Annotated in this window: 13 protein-coding genes; 4 read left to right on the forward strand and 9 right to left on the reverse strand. The window is 45.0% G+C overall.

Annotation, left to right across the window (positions count from 1 at the left end; all coding sequences use genetic code 11):
• Nucleotides 1–55: 55 nt before the first annotated feature.
• The 3 genes from PAHA3_RS28130 to PAHA3_RS28140 all read right to left on the reverse strand — a co-directional run bounded on the left by PAHA3_RS28130 (nt 56) and on the right by PAHA3_RS28140 (nt 5,155).
• A complete protein-coding gene (locus PAHA3_RS28130) occupies nt 56–1,528 on the reverse strand; it encodes an ABC transporter substrate-binding protein (protein ID WP_062837931.1) in 1,473 nt (490 codons plus the stop codon).
• Between the two features lie 281 nt (nt 1,529–1,809).
• Nucleotides 1,810–3,324 carry a response regulator transcription factor gene (locus tag PAHA3_RS28135; protein WP_062837932.1) on the reverse strand — a complete coding sequence of 505 codons (1,515 nt, stop codon included), beginning with the start codon at nt 3,322–3,324 and terminating at the stop codon, nt 1,810–1,812.
• 1 nt (nt 3,325) lies between these two features.
• On the reverse strand, nt 3,326–5,155 hold the full coding sequence (locus tag PAHA3_RS28140) for a sensor histidine kinase (protein WP_062837933.1): 1,830 nt from the start codon (nt 5,153–5,155) through the stop codon (nt 3,326–3,328).
• Between the two features lie 401 nt (nt 5,156–5,556).
• Between PAHA3_RS28140 and PAHA3_RS28145 the strand changes: the two genes are divergently transcribed.
• Nucleotides 5,557–8,385: an endo-beta-N-acetylglucosaminidase gene (locus PAHA3_RS28145; RefSeq protein WP_062837934.1), complete on the forward strand. Its 2,829-nt coding sequence runs from the start codon at nt 5,557–5,559 to the stop codon at nt 8,383–8,385.
• Between the two features lie 224 nt (nt 8,386–8,609).
• Here PAHA3_RS28145 and PAHA3_RS28150 read toward each other — a convergent pair whose 3' ends face one another.
• The 3 genes from PAHA3_RS28150 to PAHA3_RS28160 form a co-directional block, all read right to left on the reverse strand.
• Nucleotides 8,610–9,488, reverse strand: a complete 879-nt coding sequence (locus tag PAHA3_RS28150; protein ID WP_062837935.1) for a hypothetical protein — start codon at nt 9,486–9,488, stop codon at nt 8,610–8,612.
• Between the two features lie 374 nt (nt 9,489–9,862).
• Entirely contained in the window at nt 9,863–11,398 is a 1,536-nt protein-coding gene (locus PAHA3_RS28155; RefSeq protein WP_036605770.1) for a helicase DnaB, read from the reverse strand.
• 387 nt (nt 11,399–11,785) lie between these two features.
• Nucleotides 11,786–12,079, reverse strand: a complete 294-nt coding sequence (locus PAHA3_RS28160) for a YuiB family protein (RefSeq protein ID WP_062838055.1) — start codon at nt 12,077–12,079, stop codon at nt 11,786–11,788.
• 450 nt (nt 12,080–12,529) lie between these two features.
• Between PAHA3_RS28160 and hemQ the strand changes: the two genes are divergently transcribed.
• The gene (gene hemQ / locus PAHA3_RS28165; protein WP_062837936.1) at nt 12,530–13,276 is read left to right on the forward strand and encodes a hydrogen peroxide-dependent heme synthase; all 747 of its coding nucleotides are present in this window, start codon (nt 12,530–12,532) and stop codon (nt 13,274–13,276) included.
• A gap of 380 nt (nt 13,277–13,656) precedes the next feature.
• Here hemQ and PAHA3_RS28175 read toward each other — a convergent pair whose 3' ends face one another.
• On the reverse strand, nt 13,657–13,911 hold the full coding sequence (locus tag PAHA3_RS28175; protein WP_062837938.1) for a hypothetical protein: 255 nt from the start codon (nt 13,909–13,911) through the stop codon (nt 13,657–13,659).
• Nucleotides 13,908–15,101 (reverse strand): NAD(P)/FAD-dependent oxidoreductase, encoded by a 1,194-nt coding sequence (locus PAHA3_RS28180; RefSeq protein ID WP_036605766.1) that lies wholly within the window; start codon nt 15,099–15,101, stop codon nt 13,908–13,910. The genes PAHA3_RS28175 and PAHA3_RS28180 overlap by 4 nt, the downstream gene beginning before the upstream one ends.
• A 552-nt stretch (nt 15,102–15,653) precedes the next feature.
• On the opposite strand from PAHA3_RS28180, the gene PAHA3_RS28185 reads away from it, so the two are divergent.
• Together PAHA3_RS28185 and PAHA3_RS30300 are read left to right on the forward strand one after the other, a co-directional pair.
• The gene (locus PAHA3_RS28185; protein ID WP_210437008.1) at nt 15,654–16,628 is read left to right on the forward strand and encodes an NAD(P)/FAD-dependent oxidoreductase; all 975 of its coding nucleotides are present in this window, start codon (nt 15,654–15,656) and stop codon (nt 16,626–16,628) included.
• A 75-nt stretch (nt 16,629–16,703) separates the two neighbouring features.
• Entirely contained in the window at nt 16,704–16,955 is a 252-nt protein-coding gene (locus PAHA3_RS30300) for a hypothetical protein (RefSeq protein WP_076333170.1), read from the forward strand.
• Between the two features lie 21 nt (nt 16,956–16,976).
• Here PAHA3_RS30300 and PAHA3_RS28190 read toward each other — a convergent pair whose 3' ends face one another.
• A complete protein-coding gene (locus PAHA3_RS28190) occupies nt 16,977–17,120 on the reverse strand; it encodes a sporulation histidine kinase inhibitor Sda (RefSeq protein ID WP_017692430.1) in 144 nt (47 codons plus the stop codon).
• Nucleotides 17,121–17,142: the final 22 nt, after the last annotated feature.

The raw sequence follows: 17,142 nt of genomic DNA on the forward strand, positions 1-17,142 counted from the left end.
TGAATGAAAAAGGACCGGACGCGATAAGCAGCCGCCCGATCCTTACGATGTACCGTTACTTGTTTTCCGCTCTCCAGGCATCCAGCTGGCTTTGGGCTTCAGCCATTACTTTCTCCAGTCCGGCTTGATTGAACTTCTCAATCACTTGATCCAGATTAGTCGCCGGGTCCAGTGTACCTGTCATCAGTGCTGCCCAATATTGCTCTTTCACGTTCTGTACCGCCGTCAGTTCAGCAGATACATTGCTTGCATCAAAGTTGAAGCTGAGGATCGGGGAATTGACACCTTCAGCATTGAACTTCTTGAACTCATCCCATTTGTTGTCCGGGTCATTGCTGTTCAGGAAGAGCAGCATGTTGTTCCCCAGGGAGTATGAAGGCATATCGTAGTTTTTCGACTCAGGCAGATTCTCCATATGTGTGTCATCCACTTTTTTGTAGTGTGTACCCTCGATACCGGAATCCACCATATTGCGCAGTACAGGATCTGTATTCAACAGGTTCAGGAATTCCATCGCTTTCTCCGGATATTCCGAGTTGGCCGAGATCGCCATAATGGAGCCTTGTACAGATGTATTCGTGATGATCGCATCACTGGCTGGAGTCGAAACGACTTCATAACCGTAACTTGCAGACCATTGATTATCCGCGAGCGGCTGAGTCTGTGCACGATCCAGGAACCAGTTACCCGATGTTGTCAGGTCGTTCGTGGAACCTGTTGTTGCCGCTTCTGCCGATACATAACCGGCTTTGTAGTATTTGTGCATCGTGGTGAGTGCTTCTTTCATTTCAGGTGTTTCCAGGATGTTCACGAGCTTATAATCTGTTGTATCCAGCTTGATTGCCATTGGCAGATTCTGAATGACATAGTCATATGGCACGTAAGGAACATAGTTCTTATCCATGGCAAATGGTGTTACACTCGCCTCGTTTTCTTTGATCGTTTTGAGCAGAGGCTCCAGACTGTCTAACGTACGAACGCCAGAGATGTCCAGCTTGTATTTATCAACCAGCATTTGGTTAAAGCGCCATACTTCTTGTTGTGGCAGCTCTTTGTTGGCTGGAATTCCGTAATTGTGTCCATCTACCTTCGAACCGCTGAGGAATGCAGGATCAATGGTCTTGGTGAGATCTTGACCGTATTCGGTAAGCAAGTCATCCAGTTCAAGGAACGCACCTTTTCTTGCATTTTGTACATAATCGAATCCACCCGAAGAGGTGAACAGAATATCCATTGGCTCACCGGATGCTACGTTAACCTGCATCTTCTGCGGGTAGTCACCCCAGTCAACCATCTTCATCGTTACCGTGGCATTAATTTTCTCTTTGGTATACTTGCTGACTTCTTCCATCACTTTGTTGACGTCTTTCTGAGGGGTACCGATGGTATACCAGATCAACTCGACCGCGTCATCTCCCGCTCCTCCGGATTCTGAAGCACTTTTGCTTCCTCCACAGGCACTAAGAACAAGCGTAACGGCCATTAACAATGCAAGAACGAGCGATAAACGTTTTCTTTGTTTACTCATTTCTTTGATCCTCCCTTTTCGTGGTCCCTTAGGCTCTACAAACTAACTGCTTTAACCTTATCGAATGAAAGCATTTACAAAAAGAAGATAAACTTAAGTTTTCGAGGTACAAATTAAAGAGAAATCGTCCTTGGGCAACTATTTTGTACCTGTTTAAATAAATCGCTTACATGAAAGAGACATGCCGGGTAACGTATGGCATGATCTTCATCACATGCCACTTCTGTTCCCGATATGTCTCTTGGACTCCGTCCGCAAAATTGGATCTGCCCGACAACGAATTAACCAAACACCTTGAAATCTGTCGGAGAAATTCCCACATATTTGCGGAACTGTTTATAGAAATACCCTGTCTCCCAATACCCCACATTTCGGGCGATCTCATGTACCTTCAGATTGGAATTGCGCAGTTGCTCCTTCGCACGTTCAATCCGGTATTTGTTGATATATTCGGCAAACGTCTCCCCGGTCTCCTTATGGAACAATTGTCCCAAATACACTGGATGCAGATGATAATGGGCACCCAATAGCTTCAAGGAAAGCTCTTCTGCGTAGTGTTTGTCGATATGCTGAAGCACCTGGTTCACAATCGGATTCTTCAAATCCTGCAATAGGGATTGGATGGTCTGCGACCCAACCTGCTGAAGTGCCCTCACGAGCTCATCAAAAGTGCCACTGTCCAGCACAAGTTGAAGCCCCTGTTGGTATATGGCAGACTCATCCGAATGTTTGATGCCCTCCAGTTCCATTTTGAAGCGAATCACAACTTCCAATGCGGTATTCTGTAACTCCCCAGGTGTAAGCCCATCGCGATGCTGTTCAAAGTCCATGCGAATCTGGTCGGCAAGCTGTTCTGTATTCCGGGACAAAATAAGTTTGGCATACTCCCTCCAATCGATGAAGAAGGTCGCCGTTGAACTTCCGCACCTTTCCAGTATCGCATGGTCAATCACTTTAAGATCGGGATAAATCATCACATACTGGAGTGCTTTTTTGGCCTCAGCATAACTGGTCGGTGCATGGTACAGCCCCTTCATTAACCTGCCTGCTCCAATGCGTACCGCAGGATGTGTTACGGTTATCGCATCAGATAATTCCTGAAGACCATCCATCAACTGTTGCTCCTCGTCGCTCGTACCCTGAATATTGGCAATAATGACGATGTCTCCATCGATATCATGAAATACGTTCAGATGGCGTCTGTCCCTCAGCATCTCCTCCACGCGTTCAAACATGCCAGATGTCTGTTCTTTGTCCCGCAAGACAGCCACAGCAACGTCCGGTGCATCCAGCGAAAGGTTCATAAATTGGGCACGTTCTTCAAATTCAGTAGCTGCAATCTGTCCCGTAAGCCATCGATGAAGAATGTTATCTTTCAGAATCTGGATGCCATAAGCATCATCGGCTTGAGGTGACACCGTATGATCCAGCTTGGACGCGGTGTTGCTCAGCGTGGATTCCAATTCCTCCACATTAATCGGTTTAAGCAGATAATTTTCGATCCCCAGCTGCATGCCTTCCTTCAGATATTCGAACTCATTGAAACCACTGAGGATAATGACCTTCAGCTCAGGTTGCACTCGCCTTGCTTCCCGAATCAGGTCTAGACCATTCATGAGCGGCATCGATATATCCGTAATCAGAATGTCCACAGGCTGAGAGGAGAGCGCTTGTAACGCCGCCTGTCCATTCCCTGCGTGACTCACAATTTCCATACCAAACGAAGACCAATCCACAATATCGTATAAGCCTTCAATGATGAACGGCTCATCGTCCACAATAAACACCTTGTACATCTTACACACCTGTCCCTTCTGTATGTGGATAACGCACCCTGATCCGTGTTCCTTCCCCGAGGGTGCTCTCTATGGTGATACCGAACTCTGGCCCGTACAGGAAACGCAATCGACTATGAACACTGCGCAACCCGAACATCTGACCGGACTCTTCAGGACGTTCCAGTTCTTCGAGAATTTCTGTCAGACGTGCTGGATCAATGCCTTTGCCATTATCTTTGACTTCCACCTGCACCACATCATCCGTCTCTTCCACAACAATCGATAATCGGTTATCCGATCGTTCCGTCTGAATGCCATGCACGACATAATTCTCAATGATGGGTTGCAGCGAAAGTTTGACCACAGGGTGTTGATAATAAGCAGCGTCGATCTGAATCGTATATATGAAAATATCTTTATAGCGGATTCGGAATAACTCCAGATACAAGCGACAAGCTTCCATCTCATCCTTCAGCGTATAGTTTTTCTTCTGCTGTACCAGACTCTTGAACAATACGGACAGGCTATAGATCATCTCACCGACGTCTCTGGCACCCTGGGATATGGCTCTCATCCGAATCACTTCGAGCGTATTGTAGAGAAAATGGGGGTTGATACGCGCCTGTAATGCGACCAACTCCGTCTCCTTCTGTTTGATCTCGGCTTTGTAGACCCGTTCGATATACAGATTTAGCTCGTCCAGCATATCGTTAAAGCTATGCGAGATCTGCCCCAGTTCATCATCACGCGGATCGTCAATGCGAGCCGTGAAGTTGCCGTATTTCACTTTCTGGGTGAAGCGAATAATTCGACGGGTTCGTTTGGCAAAGTTAATAATGAAAAACGCCGGAACCAGCACGGCAAACAAAATACATACGATACTGATCGAGATGATGGTATTGCGAATGCCCGCATAGGTTTCACCCATCTCTTCTACCGGAACGGTACCAATGACCACGTAACCCTGATCCGCAGAGACGAACTTGTTCACATACATGTTCTGTTCCTTTTTCATCGAATCCATATCCGTCTGATCAAACAGCGAATCGGCTACATTCACGTAGGGATACTTCTTCCCGTAATACTGATTGGTGGAGTCGAACAAGACTGTACCTTTCGCCGATAATACCACGATTTCTCCCTTCAGATTACTCTCGTAGTTATCCAGTGCATTTCCGATTCCCTCCGAGTCAAAGAAGACAAGAAATTGGCCCAGATTCCGAAGAGTCTGTGTATTGTTAATCGGTACGCGGATGGAATAGAGCGCAGGGTCCCATTGATTGATCTCTTTACGAATCCAGGAATTGGGGGCACTGATATTGGGCGTTTCCATCGCCATCACGTCCGGAATATAGGAATGGGCCACATTGGTGTCCAGCTTGCGGAACTGCTTGTGTTGATTGAAGGTAGACAGATCCTGCTGCTCAGCGCTATATAACATGAGTTGGTTAATCTGCGAATTACGATCCATAATGTTCTGAAAATGTTTCAACACATCGGCCGAATAGTCGTCCTGATTGGCGTAATATCCATTGGTCATGTGCTGAACATATTCAGCGTACGAATGATTCATCAGGTAAGTAATGTTGGCGGACAGCGCCTCATTCTGATGCATGTCCCTCACCATGTTTTGTACCGATTCATACTGCTGATGAATGTATCGATCCACATGTTCCATCGCCGCTTTCTGGATCGCCAGTTCCCGACGAATCGTGGAGTCGGACACCGACAGGAAGATGATATAAGACAATGTAATGATCGTGACAATGGATATCATCGAGAAGGTCAGGAGCATTTTCATAAACATATTATTTTTGAAGAAATTATTGTAAACGCTAACAATTTTCAATTCGCATGTTCCCTCCGATGCTGTTTTCCTGACTATATAAGTTGAACTAAAGATATTTACACTGACACTACGATGACAGAATAACCTTCCAATCGCTGTTATCCCCAGATTTTTCGATTCCCTTTTTCTAAGGGGAAAATCCGGTGATAAATGCGAACGCTTCGCTTTTTCAGGTTTTTTCTGTCCTCTCCGTTATCGTGTAAAAAATTAGTTCAACTTATATAGAATTATATCATTAGGCTTCTAACATTAACTTGTCACCTGCAACTTTTCTTTAGTTTATATCTGTGTTTCTTTAATTTCACCCTATTTAAAAACGCTTTCATCCACTATCGTTAACCATAAGTTTAGCTTTGTGTAAAAGAATACCTTACATTCATTCCACTTGAAGGAGGAACAGCATGACACGCAAACTCAAACCAAAAGGCCTCATTCCCAAGGTAACCGCCATGGTCCTGACTACGGCTCTGCTTGGACAAGTTGTTGCATCATCCGTTTATGCAGGAGACACGCTCCCTTACACAGGCGAAAGCGCCAAAGGGGTGAATCAGCCCTATCAACACGGGTACACCTCAGCCCAGATTCTGAACTGGACACCTGAAAGTGATATCCATGGCGATTTACTTCGTGCCCATGTTCCCTTGCAGCCCCGTAATGAAGCGTTCGCTGCTACACAGGCATATCCTGAGCTTAGCCCGGACACCCAGCTATTTACGATGAGTGGTGATTACGGCAATGCATTCTTCGATAGTACACCTTATACCAATGAATTCAGCCAGTATCTGTTTAATTATTGGCAATATACAGACTACTACAGCTATTGGCACGGCATGGCCTCTGCGGGAGTACCTGAGGAGCTGTATGACCCAAGTAAAGAATGGACGGAGAAATACTTCGAGTTTGGTATTTTGAACATTCCGAATCCGGCCTACACCAATGCAGCCCATAAGAATGGCGTTAAATCCATTGCTAACATCTTTTTCTCAGACAATGACCGTGGACCACAAACCTATAAACAAATGCTGATTCAGGATGAAAACGGTCATTTCCCTGTAGCCGAGAAACTTGCCGAGATGGCAGAATACTACAACTACGATGGATATTTCTTCAATCAGGAAGAGGTTGCCCGGGGTGTAGCCCCTGAGGATATCGCTTCCTACAAGAAATTCATGAAATATCTAAGAGATAAAGGCCTGTATGTCCAGTGGTATGATTCCACCATCAATACAACGGGCAAGATTCAGTACCAGAATCAATTTAATGGGCTCAATAGCCCCTTTGTACAGGATTCCGTTCTCGGCAGAGTCTCGGATTCCATCTTCCTGAACTATGTATGGAACCACAAGATGCTCCGCGACTCCCGCGATCATGCCCTTAGCCTGGGACTTGATCCACTCGAAACCGTATTTGCTGGTGTCGAAGGTGGACATGACAAGTTCGGCCGTTGGAAGCAATCCTATGACCTGCGCCATAACCTGGATGAGAACGGTCAACCCATGAACAGCATAGCGACATTGGGTGCCGACTTCACCCACAACGCTCTGGATGAAGAGATGGGCGATGGCAGCACCAATCACCGAGCTGAGGATGAGTACCAATGGATGACCTTTGTGCGCGATCGTGCGTGGTGGTCTGGTCCAAATCAAGACCCAACGAATGCACGTCGTAATGCGTCTGCCGATCTATCGGATGTGTATGCTTCCGGTGCGAATTGGGATGGAATTGCCGCTTATCTTACCGAGCGATCCGTCATCAACGGCTCTAATTTTGCGACCAGCTTCAATACGGGTCACGGTCTGAAATATTATGAAGACGGCACTGTCTCGAACGATAAAGAATGGTCCAATATCAACATTCAGGATATCCCTGTCACTTGGCAATGGTGGATGGATAGTGAAGGCGACAAGCTTAGTGTTGATTTTGACTATGGTCCCTCTTATGAGAAAGGTGCAAGGTACACATATAAGTCCATTGGCGCGTTTAATGGCGGCAGCTCTCTCGTGGTGAACGGTACACTGAACGCGGAGAACTTCCTTCGCCTCTACAAAACCGATCTGTCCGTCAACGGGCAATCGAAACTGGAGCTGACGTATAACAAACCGTCCACTAGCGACACTTCTTCCCTACATGTTGGGTTGATCTTCGAAGATGATCCATCCAACGTGATCAACGTAAATGTGCCTAATGCAGGCCAGCATACGGAAGGCTGGAAGACAACTTCGCTGGATTTGAGTGCATATCAAGGCAAAACCATTGCCGCTATGGGATTATCTTTTGACCCGAATGGCAAAGCGATTGAGAATTATCAGATGAACATTGGTGAGATCCGCATTTCCGACGGTTCAGCGGCTGTACCGGATGCACCGACCGGATTCCATATTGCCAAAGCACTGACCAACACCGATGAATTGGTTGTTGCATGGGACATGAAAGACTATTCAGAGGTCAAACAATACAATTTATATGAAAATGGCGCCTATGTAGGCGGCGTGTATGATTCCACTTTTTATATCAAATCGCTAAAACAGCCGTCTGGTGAACTGTCCATTCGTGCGGTTGGTGCAGATGGTACCGAGAGTGAAGCAACCGTCCTGCCTTACGATCTGAATGCAGCCGTTCAGAATATCGATGTGAAATTCAAAAAGAATGGTGATGCTATTGTAAGCTGGAAAAACCCGAAAAAAGCAAAAGATTTGGACAAAGACAAAGATAAGAATACGGACAAGGATAAGGACAAAGATAAAAATAAAGACAAAGGAAAAGGCAACGAGTCTATTCAGCTCACACTAAAAACTGAATACACGAAAGAACCCTTCACCACGTCTCTTCAGGTCAAAAAAGGAAAACAATCTGCCGTCCTGACCGGACTTCCAACCAATGGTGAACATTACGTGCTGAACATCGCCATTGGCGGCCAGAACCCGGTTACCCATACCGGACAGCTCGCAGATCTTCAGATTACACCATACGCCAAGGAAAAGGTCACGGTAAAAGATGGGAAATATACATTAGCCCTCCCGGATCTGGAGGACTGGTACAAGATCTATGTATATGAAAATGGGGTGGCACGCGAGTTCGGAGTCACTTACGTTTCGCAGAAATTCCCCTATATCATTCGGGGAAGAACGAAGCTGAGTGAACTGACCTTCACACCAGCGTCCAGCAGCAGCTCTTTGAAGTTGGTTATTGAGGATTATGCAGGCAATCAGGCCACTACGATTCTGAGGTAACATTGCAAGGTATTTTCAAACTAACCTGTATAACATATTAGCCACTTACATCTATTTTAATAAAAGAGAGCCCTCTCACTTCCTTGATAGGAAGTTGAAGGGGCTCTCTTTTATTAATCTCAAAAAACATCTCGAAAATCATTGACGATATAACTAGCTTGAGAAAGTACCGGAAGATGAAATTGTTTATGTGTAATCTAAATTCTTTATTTCCAACATAAAATTTATAGCTGATTATATAGTTTCTTGAAATTAGACATGTATGGGTCAAGAAGATACAACTTCTTCTTTATAATTCTCTCTCTATATTTAGAGAGTTCTTCGGAAGTATTCACTACTTTATAGCTTTTAATTTTAGCTTTCTTCACAATTCCAATGGAAATGTTATCATTATACGGGTCAAACAGCTCGATCGTTCCATTAAATAAACTAGTTCCTCCATTAGGACCCTTTTTATACGTTCCATATTGATATACGTTTTTTTTCTCTTCCGTATATTGCATAAGAAATCCAGATTCTTTTTTAAAATTCAAAGATGCAAACAAGGACATATTTTCTGCTTTTAATGGAACATTTAAATCATTGGAGTCTTCTAAACCGAGAGCGACCATCACATTATCGTTCATGTACCTAAAAACCAATTCAGTATCTAAACTCAAATCCTTTATCACTGTGTATCCAGATACAGGCTGACCATCTTTAAAAGTACCCTGATGTGCCGTAGCTCGATCATATTCTTCACTGTACTTACTAAATTTAAAATATTCTCTTAAAGTACCTTGCCCATTCTGTTTATCATTAGCCCAAGTTCCCTCATAAATGACTTGAGGCGTTTCTGTTTCTGGGTCTGTTGTGATTAACTCTCCCTTCCCAGATCTCTTTCCATATTTCCACTCACCGGTATAAGTTTTATACTTTCCCCATGTGGCAGTTCCCTTTCCATGTGCTTTCCCATCTTGAACTTCACCATAGTAGATACCTCCATTAGAAAGAGATAAAGATACTTCTTGTGTTGTTGCAGCGTAAACCCCTCTTTCAGTAGCTACATTAGACCCTATAAATAACCCTAGAACCAATAAAGCAATTGCAATAAATCTCTTCAAATTCAAAATCCTTTCTATTCTTATGTATTAGTAGGTACTATTATATATCGTATAAATGATAACATTTCTGTATATTCATAAGCTGATCATTGAGAACTACGCGGGCAATCAAGCACCCATGATTTTGAGGTAACCCGTCAGGATATTTCAGGCACGTTGTATAACAGCAAAGAAACGTAGGGTCCAGTACATCCAACAGACATTTAAAAGGCTCTATGTTTTGATCGCAAAGTAGCATGTCAGGAAACATTTGGGAATTACAGTAATAACTCGATCTGATGGTCTGATCAGATAAAGTGAAAACGTTGGTAATTCAAAAAAAAGGCGAGTCTCCATTAATCGGAGGTCTCGTCTTTTTGGTTTAATATAAATATTTAAGAAGTTCCTTTTTGCTTGCTTGCCTGCATCTGCTGGGCGAATCGCATCATCTCTTCGAACTCTTCCTCGGATACGGCGTCTCCATCGGTGCTTATGTCTTGTACAATCGGAATCTCGGGTTTGGCTTTGGTTCCTTTGCCGTATGTACGGGTACGGGTTCCAGCTGCACCAGCAGCCTGTTTGCCTTTGACCTTGGCCTGATCGCGAATATATTGAACGGCTTTCTCGTAAGAGTTCACCTGCTTGAGCAACATGTTGGAGGCGATCGCCTCAACGAAGTTACGGTTAATTCGCTGCTCTCCGCCGGATACAAGTAATGCCATCAAATAATGAATCAATACATTGATAACTTCACCTGGCAATTTGTAACTCAGGTCAATTTTCTCAAATATATCGATCAGATTGTCCGGTACTGCACCTGGGAAGAACGTCTGCAGCAGACGTGTATACGGCTCATTCCGCAACATCATATTGTATTGGTGAATATCACACTTGGTCATAAATTGTGGAGGCACTTCAACGTAGTATTCCATCTGCACTCCATGCTCAACAGGTGGTTCACCGGAGTCTTCTTTCCGCTCTGGCTCCTCCATATGCTGTCTCAAAGCCACTACCTTGGCTGCCTGTACAGTCTGTTGCTCATGACGCTTCTTCGTCTGCCTGAACTGCATGCTCGCCTTATGCTGGAGATCATCCAGAATCAGCTGGCCCTGTGGACTGAAGATATCATCTTCATCCAGCAGACGGCATACATCCTGCACACTGAGGTTGAACTTGTTCACGACATAATTTACAATGCCCAGTTGTTCATGATCGAACCGCAACTGTTCTACATGACGGCGATTGACCGACTCTCGCGGAAAACGCAAAATAATGTCGGCATAGTTCAAACTGTTTTCTTCCGCTGCATCATTCGTGCCTGTCCGCTGGGCCGTAGTCGATACTTCCGACAATGCTTGCTCCAACTCGTAATCGATAACATGTGTATTCAATTCAAATATATCGTAAAAGGGAACGGAAATATTCTCTTTATTGGCTGCCGGATAAGGCGCGTCCCCATTTTCCACTGCCGAGAAACCGGAACGCAGGGAAAGGACGGCAAATTTGCCTATCTTGTCACGAAGCAGCAGTGTCAAATGCTGTGTCCGGAAAAATTCTGCCGGAGAGAGCGGCGGTTGCAGCTCATATTCGTAGATGTAATCATCATTTTCCGGAATATATAGCCTTGAAGTCTGAAGCAGCCCCACTGCCTCAAGCTTGGATGTCTGCTCTAGCAAATATTTACGCCCTTTCTCACTTGGCTCAAGTCCAAGTGTCATGAACAGCCTCCGTTGCTGTTCAAGCGGCGAATAACCGACCTGTTCACCGGGAAGATGCTGAAACAACAGCCGATACAAGCCAACCGCAAAAGCACCTACCATGGGCTGATATGCTCCTGTAAGCATACGGTCATCCAGGGCGCTAAGTCCAAACTCCCTGTATACGCAGTAGCGATGATGTTCAGTATAATGATGCAGATTCTTCATGCGCATAGCCTGATCTCCTTCTCCCCAAAAGTATGTTTATCTATTCTATCATAAATGTCTGATCCTCAAATGCTCAAAAACAGGTAAAAAGATGGCCTGTTCTCGCTCCGTTTCGTCCTAGGTCGACATCATTCACGTTTTCGCCGAATTAAGCAACTTTCGAAAAAAAACATGTCGAGAGTCGCTAGAATACTATAAAAGCTGTAGCCGCAGAATACAAGCAAAGATCTGAAGAAAATGTTCTCCAGATATATATGAAGTACAACTATACAATAATCCATCTTATATCAATGGACAGCAAAAAAGCCTTCCCTTTGTACTCGTAAGCGTTTACGACAAAGACAAGACTTTCTCACGATTACAGTCATGCATGTGTTACCTCTTTCCAGCAAACTAAAACATTCTGTACCCACCCAGACGCAACTTCTGAATCGTCCAGCCACTGATTACCGCACCAGCCAGTCCAGCGACACCCGTCATATAATCTACAAGCTGGAAAGAACCCAGATGGGACACCAGAGATGACGAATGATCCCATAGAGAATACACGACAATAGGCAGAATTACAATGATGAACAAATAGGAAGGAAACCAGGTTGTCTTCATCAGCATGTTTAAAATGAAACCGATACCAAACATCATAACGAAAAATAATACCATTAATACCAGCACAGGTATAAATTGCATCGGCCGACGTTCACCTCTTCTTTCACGCATTCGGGTTTCACTTCTGGATAGTAGTTAGTGTACCGCAAAAAATGTGGCGAAGCAACGAACTTTCTGGACAAATTTCCCTATATTCACGCTCTGTCCATTTGCCCTTCTGCTTCATGTTGGGATACAATGTAAACGATAAAGCACTCACCCGTCCCTTATAGTACGTGTTCAAAAAGACTGGTTTTCAGTACCGAGAAGATGGAATGAAGCTAGAAATGGAGTAGCGGAGCGTAGATAGAGCTACGTGAGCAACTACAATGTTTCCGAAGGAAACATACTTCGTAAGCATCCACTTATTTCGGCTGAATGCCATATTCGATGCTGATGATGCCACCAGGCATCATTCGTAATCAAAAGCGGACTTTTTGAACAACCACTTATAGGGATTTGGAAATATACCTTGCAGGAGGAACACAACCAATGAACGAAGCAGCATCAACACTGGAGGGCTGGTACGCCCTGCATGATTTTCGCTCGATTAACTGGGCCGCCTGGAAAGCAGCAGATGATGAAGAACGTGCTGTAGCACTGGACGAGCTTCAGGAATTCTGGAAAGAATGGAAAGAAGTCGAGGATTCATCCAAAGGAAGTACAGTCGTGTATACGGTTGTAGGTCAAAAAGCAGACCTCGTCATGATGCACCTGCGTGAAACGCTGGAAGATCTGAAGGCTGTGGAGAACGCGTTTAATAAAACGATGTTTGCTCAATACACAACCAAATCGTATTCCTACGTCAGTGTAGTGGAATTGAGTAACTACCTTGGCAAAGAAGGCGAAGACCCGATGCAGAATCCGGAGATTATCGCCCGCCTGAAGCCTGTTCTGCCGCAACGGCAATACATCTGCTTCTATCCGATGAACAAAAAGCGTGAGCTGAATGACAACTGGTACATGCTGTCCATGGACGAGCGTCGCACCATGATGCGCAGTCACGGCATGATTGGTCGCAGCTATGCGGGTAAAGTGAAACAGATCATTACCGGCTCTGTCGGTTTCGACGATTGGGAATGGGGCGTTACGCTGTTTGCGGATGATGCACTTCAGTTCAAAAAACTCGTCTATGAGATGCGTTTCGATGAAGTTAGCGCGCGTTATGGCGAATTCGGTTCGTTCTATGTGGGAAGTCTGTTGAACGAAGGAACTTTGGAAGACATGCTTAAGCTGTAAAATAGTGCAACACATAATAAAGCACCGCGACATCTCCTGTAAAGGATACTGTCTGCGGTGCTTTATTATCTAGCAATATTCTACTACCTCAAGCTTGATTTAGATCTATATTGTTTGAACTATTTATTTACACAAAAACGGAAAGGACAGAAAAAACCTGAAAAAGCGAAGCTACAAGCTTTCTGCAAGAAAGCTACTTCGAAAGCATCCACTTCGCCTAAAAGCTTTCTGAAAGAAAGCTGCATCGGAAGCATACGCTATCACCGGATTTTCCCCTTTAACAAAAGGGAATCAAAAAAATCTGGGGATAACAGCGATTGGAAGGTTATTCTGTCATTGAAGTGTATGTGTAAACATCTTTAGTTCAACTTATATCGTCTCTAATCCTCGTCCTCATCATCAACCGCTTTCAGTGATTCGAGAAATTCGGCTGTGGCCCGATCACGGTCACGACCTTTCTCTTTAAGCCGCTCAATCGCCGGCAAAATGAGAATATCCACTTCTTTTTGCACGATATAGGCCAGATCATACTGATCCTGTTCCTCCAGATAACCACCGACCTGCATCAGGGCGTTGTATCGATCCAGTTCTTCACGCGTTAATAGTCCCCGGACCTGAACACTGCAATGTCTCATCCAAAAAACCGCCCTTTCTTCAGGACTAACGGAATACCACCAATGATGAACAGATAACGCAGATCAACCAGCTTCTTCAACTGAGCCGCTTTCCAGCCCTTGTATTTCTTGCCGCCTACAACAGCAATCGCTTCACCTTTACCCAATGAAGCAACCGTGCCTTTGCTCGTAAATACAAAAGGTTGTGGCTGTTTCTTGCGAATGGATGCCACGACGTTCTTCGCACAGTTAACCCCCTGCTGCATCGCAATCTGGGCTGTTGGCGGATAAGGCCGTCCTTCCGCGTTGAACACAAGTGAATTGTCACCGATGACATAGACATGCTCATGCCCTGGAGCACGCAGGTAGTCGTCTACTTTCACTCGTCCCCTCATGACTTCAAGACCTGCCTGTTCAAGCAGTGAGTTACCGCGAATACCGCCGGTCCATACGACTGTAGCAGCATCGAGCTTTTCTCCCTCTCCCACAATAACTCCATCCGGGAGACATTGCTTGATCGGAACACCAATCTTGAAGGTAACACCTTTCTTCTTCAGCACATTCATCGCATGTTCTACCAATTCCGGGTCAAATCCAGGCAAAGCCGAAGGTGCAGCCTCTACATTGTAGATATGCACATGTTTCGGATTCACGTCGAACTCTTTGCACAGCTGTGGAATGCGATCTGCAAGCTCAGCTACGAATTCAACGCCACTGAAACCCGCTCCACCTACGACAAACCGAATACGATTTCGTTTATTGTCATTTTTGTACATCGCAAATTGATATTCGATGTGCTCTCGAATCAGTCTGACTGAGTTAATGCTGCGGATTGTCATGGCGTGATCGAGCATGCCCGGAATACCGAAGGTCTCAGGCTCACCGCCTAGTCCAATAATCAGATAATCATAGGATAACGTGCCGTCCTCTAGAATAATCTTCCGATCCTGCAGTCGAATCTCCTTCACAGAAGACTTAACCAGATCAATCTTGAACTCATCAATCAGCTTCGAAATAGGGACTCTTGCATGCTCAATGGTATCCGTGCCGGCTGCCGGCATATGTAGATGTGTAGTAATATAATGATAATCATGCCGGTTCACCAATGTGACGTCGGCCTCGTTATAGTTCAATTCCTTCTGCAGCCGCTGGGCTGTTAGAATCCCGCCATAGCCCGCGCCGAGGATGACGATTTTGGGAATACTGCTCATGTCTATACCCCTTCCGGTTTCACTTGCACCAGCCCGATGCTGGGTGAGATGCAAAATACACTTACTTACAAATATTGATGAGGTCTTGCCCATTATGACGACAAATGTTAACTTCGCGAATTTATTTAAACGTTTGCAGCAAAATTTAATTCGTTTGCACGCAAATTATCGTTTCAAGTTGTGAAATTAACCACAAGTTTCCACAAAACACGGGAGTTGTCTTCACATTACATATTGACTCTAAATTAGACAAAAAAACACATAGTACAGGTCAAGGATATCTGTATTTCTGGTAAAGATCAAGGTTTTTTTTGTTATTTTTCATAACCTTTCATTTCCAATTTCATCCTATTCTCATCTGATCTTCATCAATTATTCTCAGATTCGTGATGCAGCTAACTTTGCAACCCTGAATACACCGTTTATAATAGGAAAGACAGTTCAGCACCAACGTCGGTTACGATATGTAGCCTGCACATTCTTCCTGTTAACTACCTATTAAAATATGAAAGGTGTTGTTGATTCTTGACTGCACAGAATTCCAGTCATGATATGACTGATTTGCTTATTATCGGTGGAGGCCCTGCGGGTCTGTTCGCCGCGTTTTATGGTGGGATGCGTCAGGCATCCGTTACACTGGTTGAAAGTATGCCACAGCTTGGCGGACAGCTTGCCGCTCTTTACCCGGAGAAATACATCTATGATGTAGCCGGATTCCCGAAAGTAACCGCTCAGGAACTGGTGAATAACCTGGTTGAGCAAATGAGTCATTTTAACCCGAACATCCGCCTTGAAGAAAAGGTTGTATCGGTGGAGAAAAAGGATGAACAACATTTCGTCGTGAAGACGGATGAGAATGAATATCATGCCAAAGCCGTCATTATTACAGCTGGTGTAGGTGCATTCGAACCACGTCGCCTGGAGCTTGAAGGTGCTGCCAAGTTCGAAAAGAGCAACCTGCACTACTTCATCAGTGATCTGAATGCCTTCGCTGGCAAAAAGGTACTGATCAGTGGCGGCGGTGACTCCGCAGTAGACTGGGCACTCATGTTAGAGCCCATCGCTGAGCAAGTAACGCTGATCCATCGTCGGGACAAGTTCCGTGCACATGAGCACAGTGTCGAAAATCTGATGAATTCCAAGGTGAATGTCGTTACACCGACCGAAATCACGGAACTGCATGGGGATGACACCATTACCAAGGTAACCCTCTCCCATGTCAAAACCAAAGAAACACAGGAAATCGAAGTAGATGACGTGATTGTTAACTTCGGATTTGTCTCTTCTCTCGGGCCGATTGCCGAGTGGGGAATCGAAATTGACAGCAACTCCATCGTTGTGGATTCCCGCATGGAAACATCTATTCCAGGGATCTTCGCTGCCGGGGATATTACAACATACCCAGGCAAACTGAAGCTAATCGCTGTCGGATTCGGTGAAGCTCCAACAGCAGTGAATAACGCCAAAGTATACTTCGATCCGGATGCCAAGTTGTCCCCGGGACACAGCAGCAACATGAAACGCTAGTTTCGCTAAAACAACATAATTGATACAAAAAAGGGTATCTTACTCCTGAGTGAATCCATATCAGGAGGGATACCCTTGTCTTATATATGCCCGCTGTGTAACGGTCTGGTTGTACCGGAGCAGGCTTGCCCCCACTGCCTTCAGGGACTGTTAGAATGCGGCAAATTGGATGACTACACCGGACCATACAGCCCCTACGCATTCCAAACTTCCTCTGACACGGCAGACGAAGCCGAAAACGTTTGCAATCATGTGATGTACTGTCACCATTGTCAGACGAGCACGCCATGGCCTGTCTCACTATGGGACTTGTCCGGAAACCTGTAACATTGCCTGCAATGAGGATCTCTAGTGAAGAATGGCAGATACGTCGGTACCCAGTTTGCGCTTATGGATTTCTGCCAACAGCAGTGCGATGAAATCTCGTTCGAGATTCAACTCAATCGCTTTATGGTAGGAATCCAACAACATCTCATCGGATAACATAGCCATTTCCCGCCACAACCTTTCCTTT

It is taken from the genome of Paenibacillus amylolyticus, assembly GCF_001570725.1.
Taxonomy (GTDB): Bacteria; Bacillota; Bacilli; order Paenibacillales; family Paenibacillaceae; genus Paenibacillus; species Paenibacillus amylolyticus_A.

Excerpts from the sequence above, each read along its gene's own strand:
- PAHA3_RS28130 (WP_062837931.1), bottom strand. The coding sequence starts at position 1,528 with ATGAGTAAACAAAGAAAACGTTTATCGCTCGTTCTTGCATTGTTAATG.
- PAHA3_RS28135 (WP_062837932.1), bottom strand. The coding sequence starts at position 3,324 with ATGTACAAGGTGTTTATTGTGGACGATGAGCCGTTCATCATTGAAGGC.
- PAHA3_RS28145 (WP_062837934.1), top strand. The coding sequence starts at position 5,557 with ATGACACGCAAACTCAAACCAAAAGGCCTCATTCCCAAGGTAACCGCC.
- PAHA3_RS28155 (WP_036605770.1), bottom strand. The coding sequence starts at position 11,398 with ATGCGCATGAAGAATCTGCATCATTATACTGAACATCATCGCTACTGC.
- PAHA3_RS28160 (WP_062838055.1), bottom strand. The coding sequence starts at position 12,079 with ATGCAATTTATACCTGTGCTGGTATTAATGGTATTATTTTTCGTTATG.
- hemQ (WP_062837936.1), top strand. The coding sequence starts at position 12,530 with ATGAACGAAGCAGCATCAACACTGGAGGGCTGGTACGCCCTGCATGAT.
- PAHA3_RS28175 (WP_062837938.1), bottom strand. The coding sequence starts at position 13,911 with ATGAGACATTGCAGTGTTCAGGTCCGGGGACTATTAACGCGTGAAGAA.
- PAHA3_RS28180 (WP_036605766.1), bottom strand. The coding sequence starts at position 15,101 with ATGAGCAGTATTCCCAAAATCGTCATCCTCGGCGCGGGCTATGGCGGG.
- PAHA3_RS28185 (WP_210437008.1), top strand. The coding sequence starts at position 15,654 with ATGACTGATTTGCTTATTATCGGTGGAGGCCCTGCGGGTCTGTTCGCC.
- PAHA3_RS28190 (WP_017692430.1), bottom strand. The coding sequence starts at position 17,120 with ATGGCTATGTTATCCGATGAGATGTTGTTGGATTCCTACCATAAAGCG.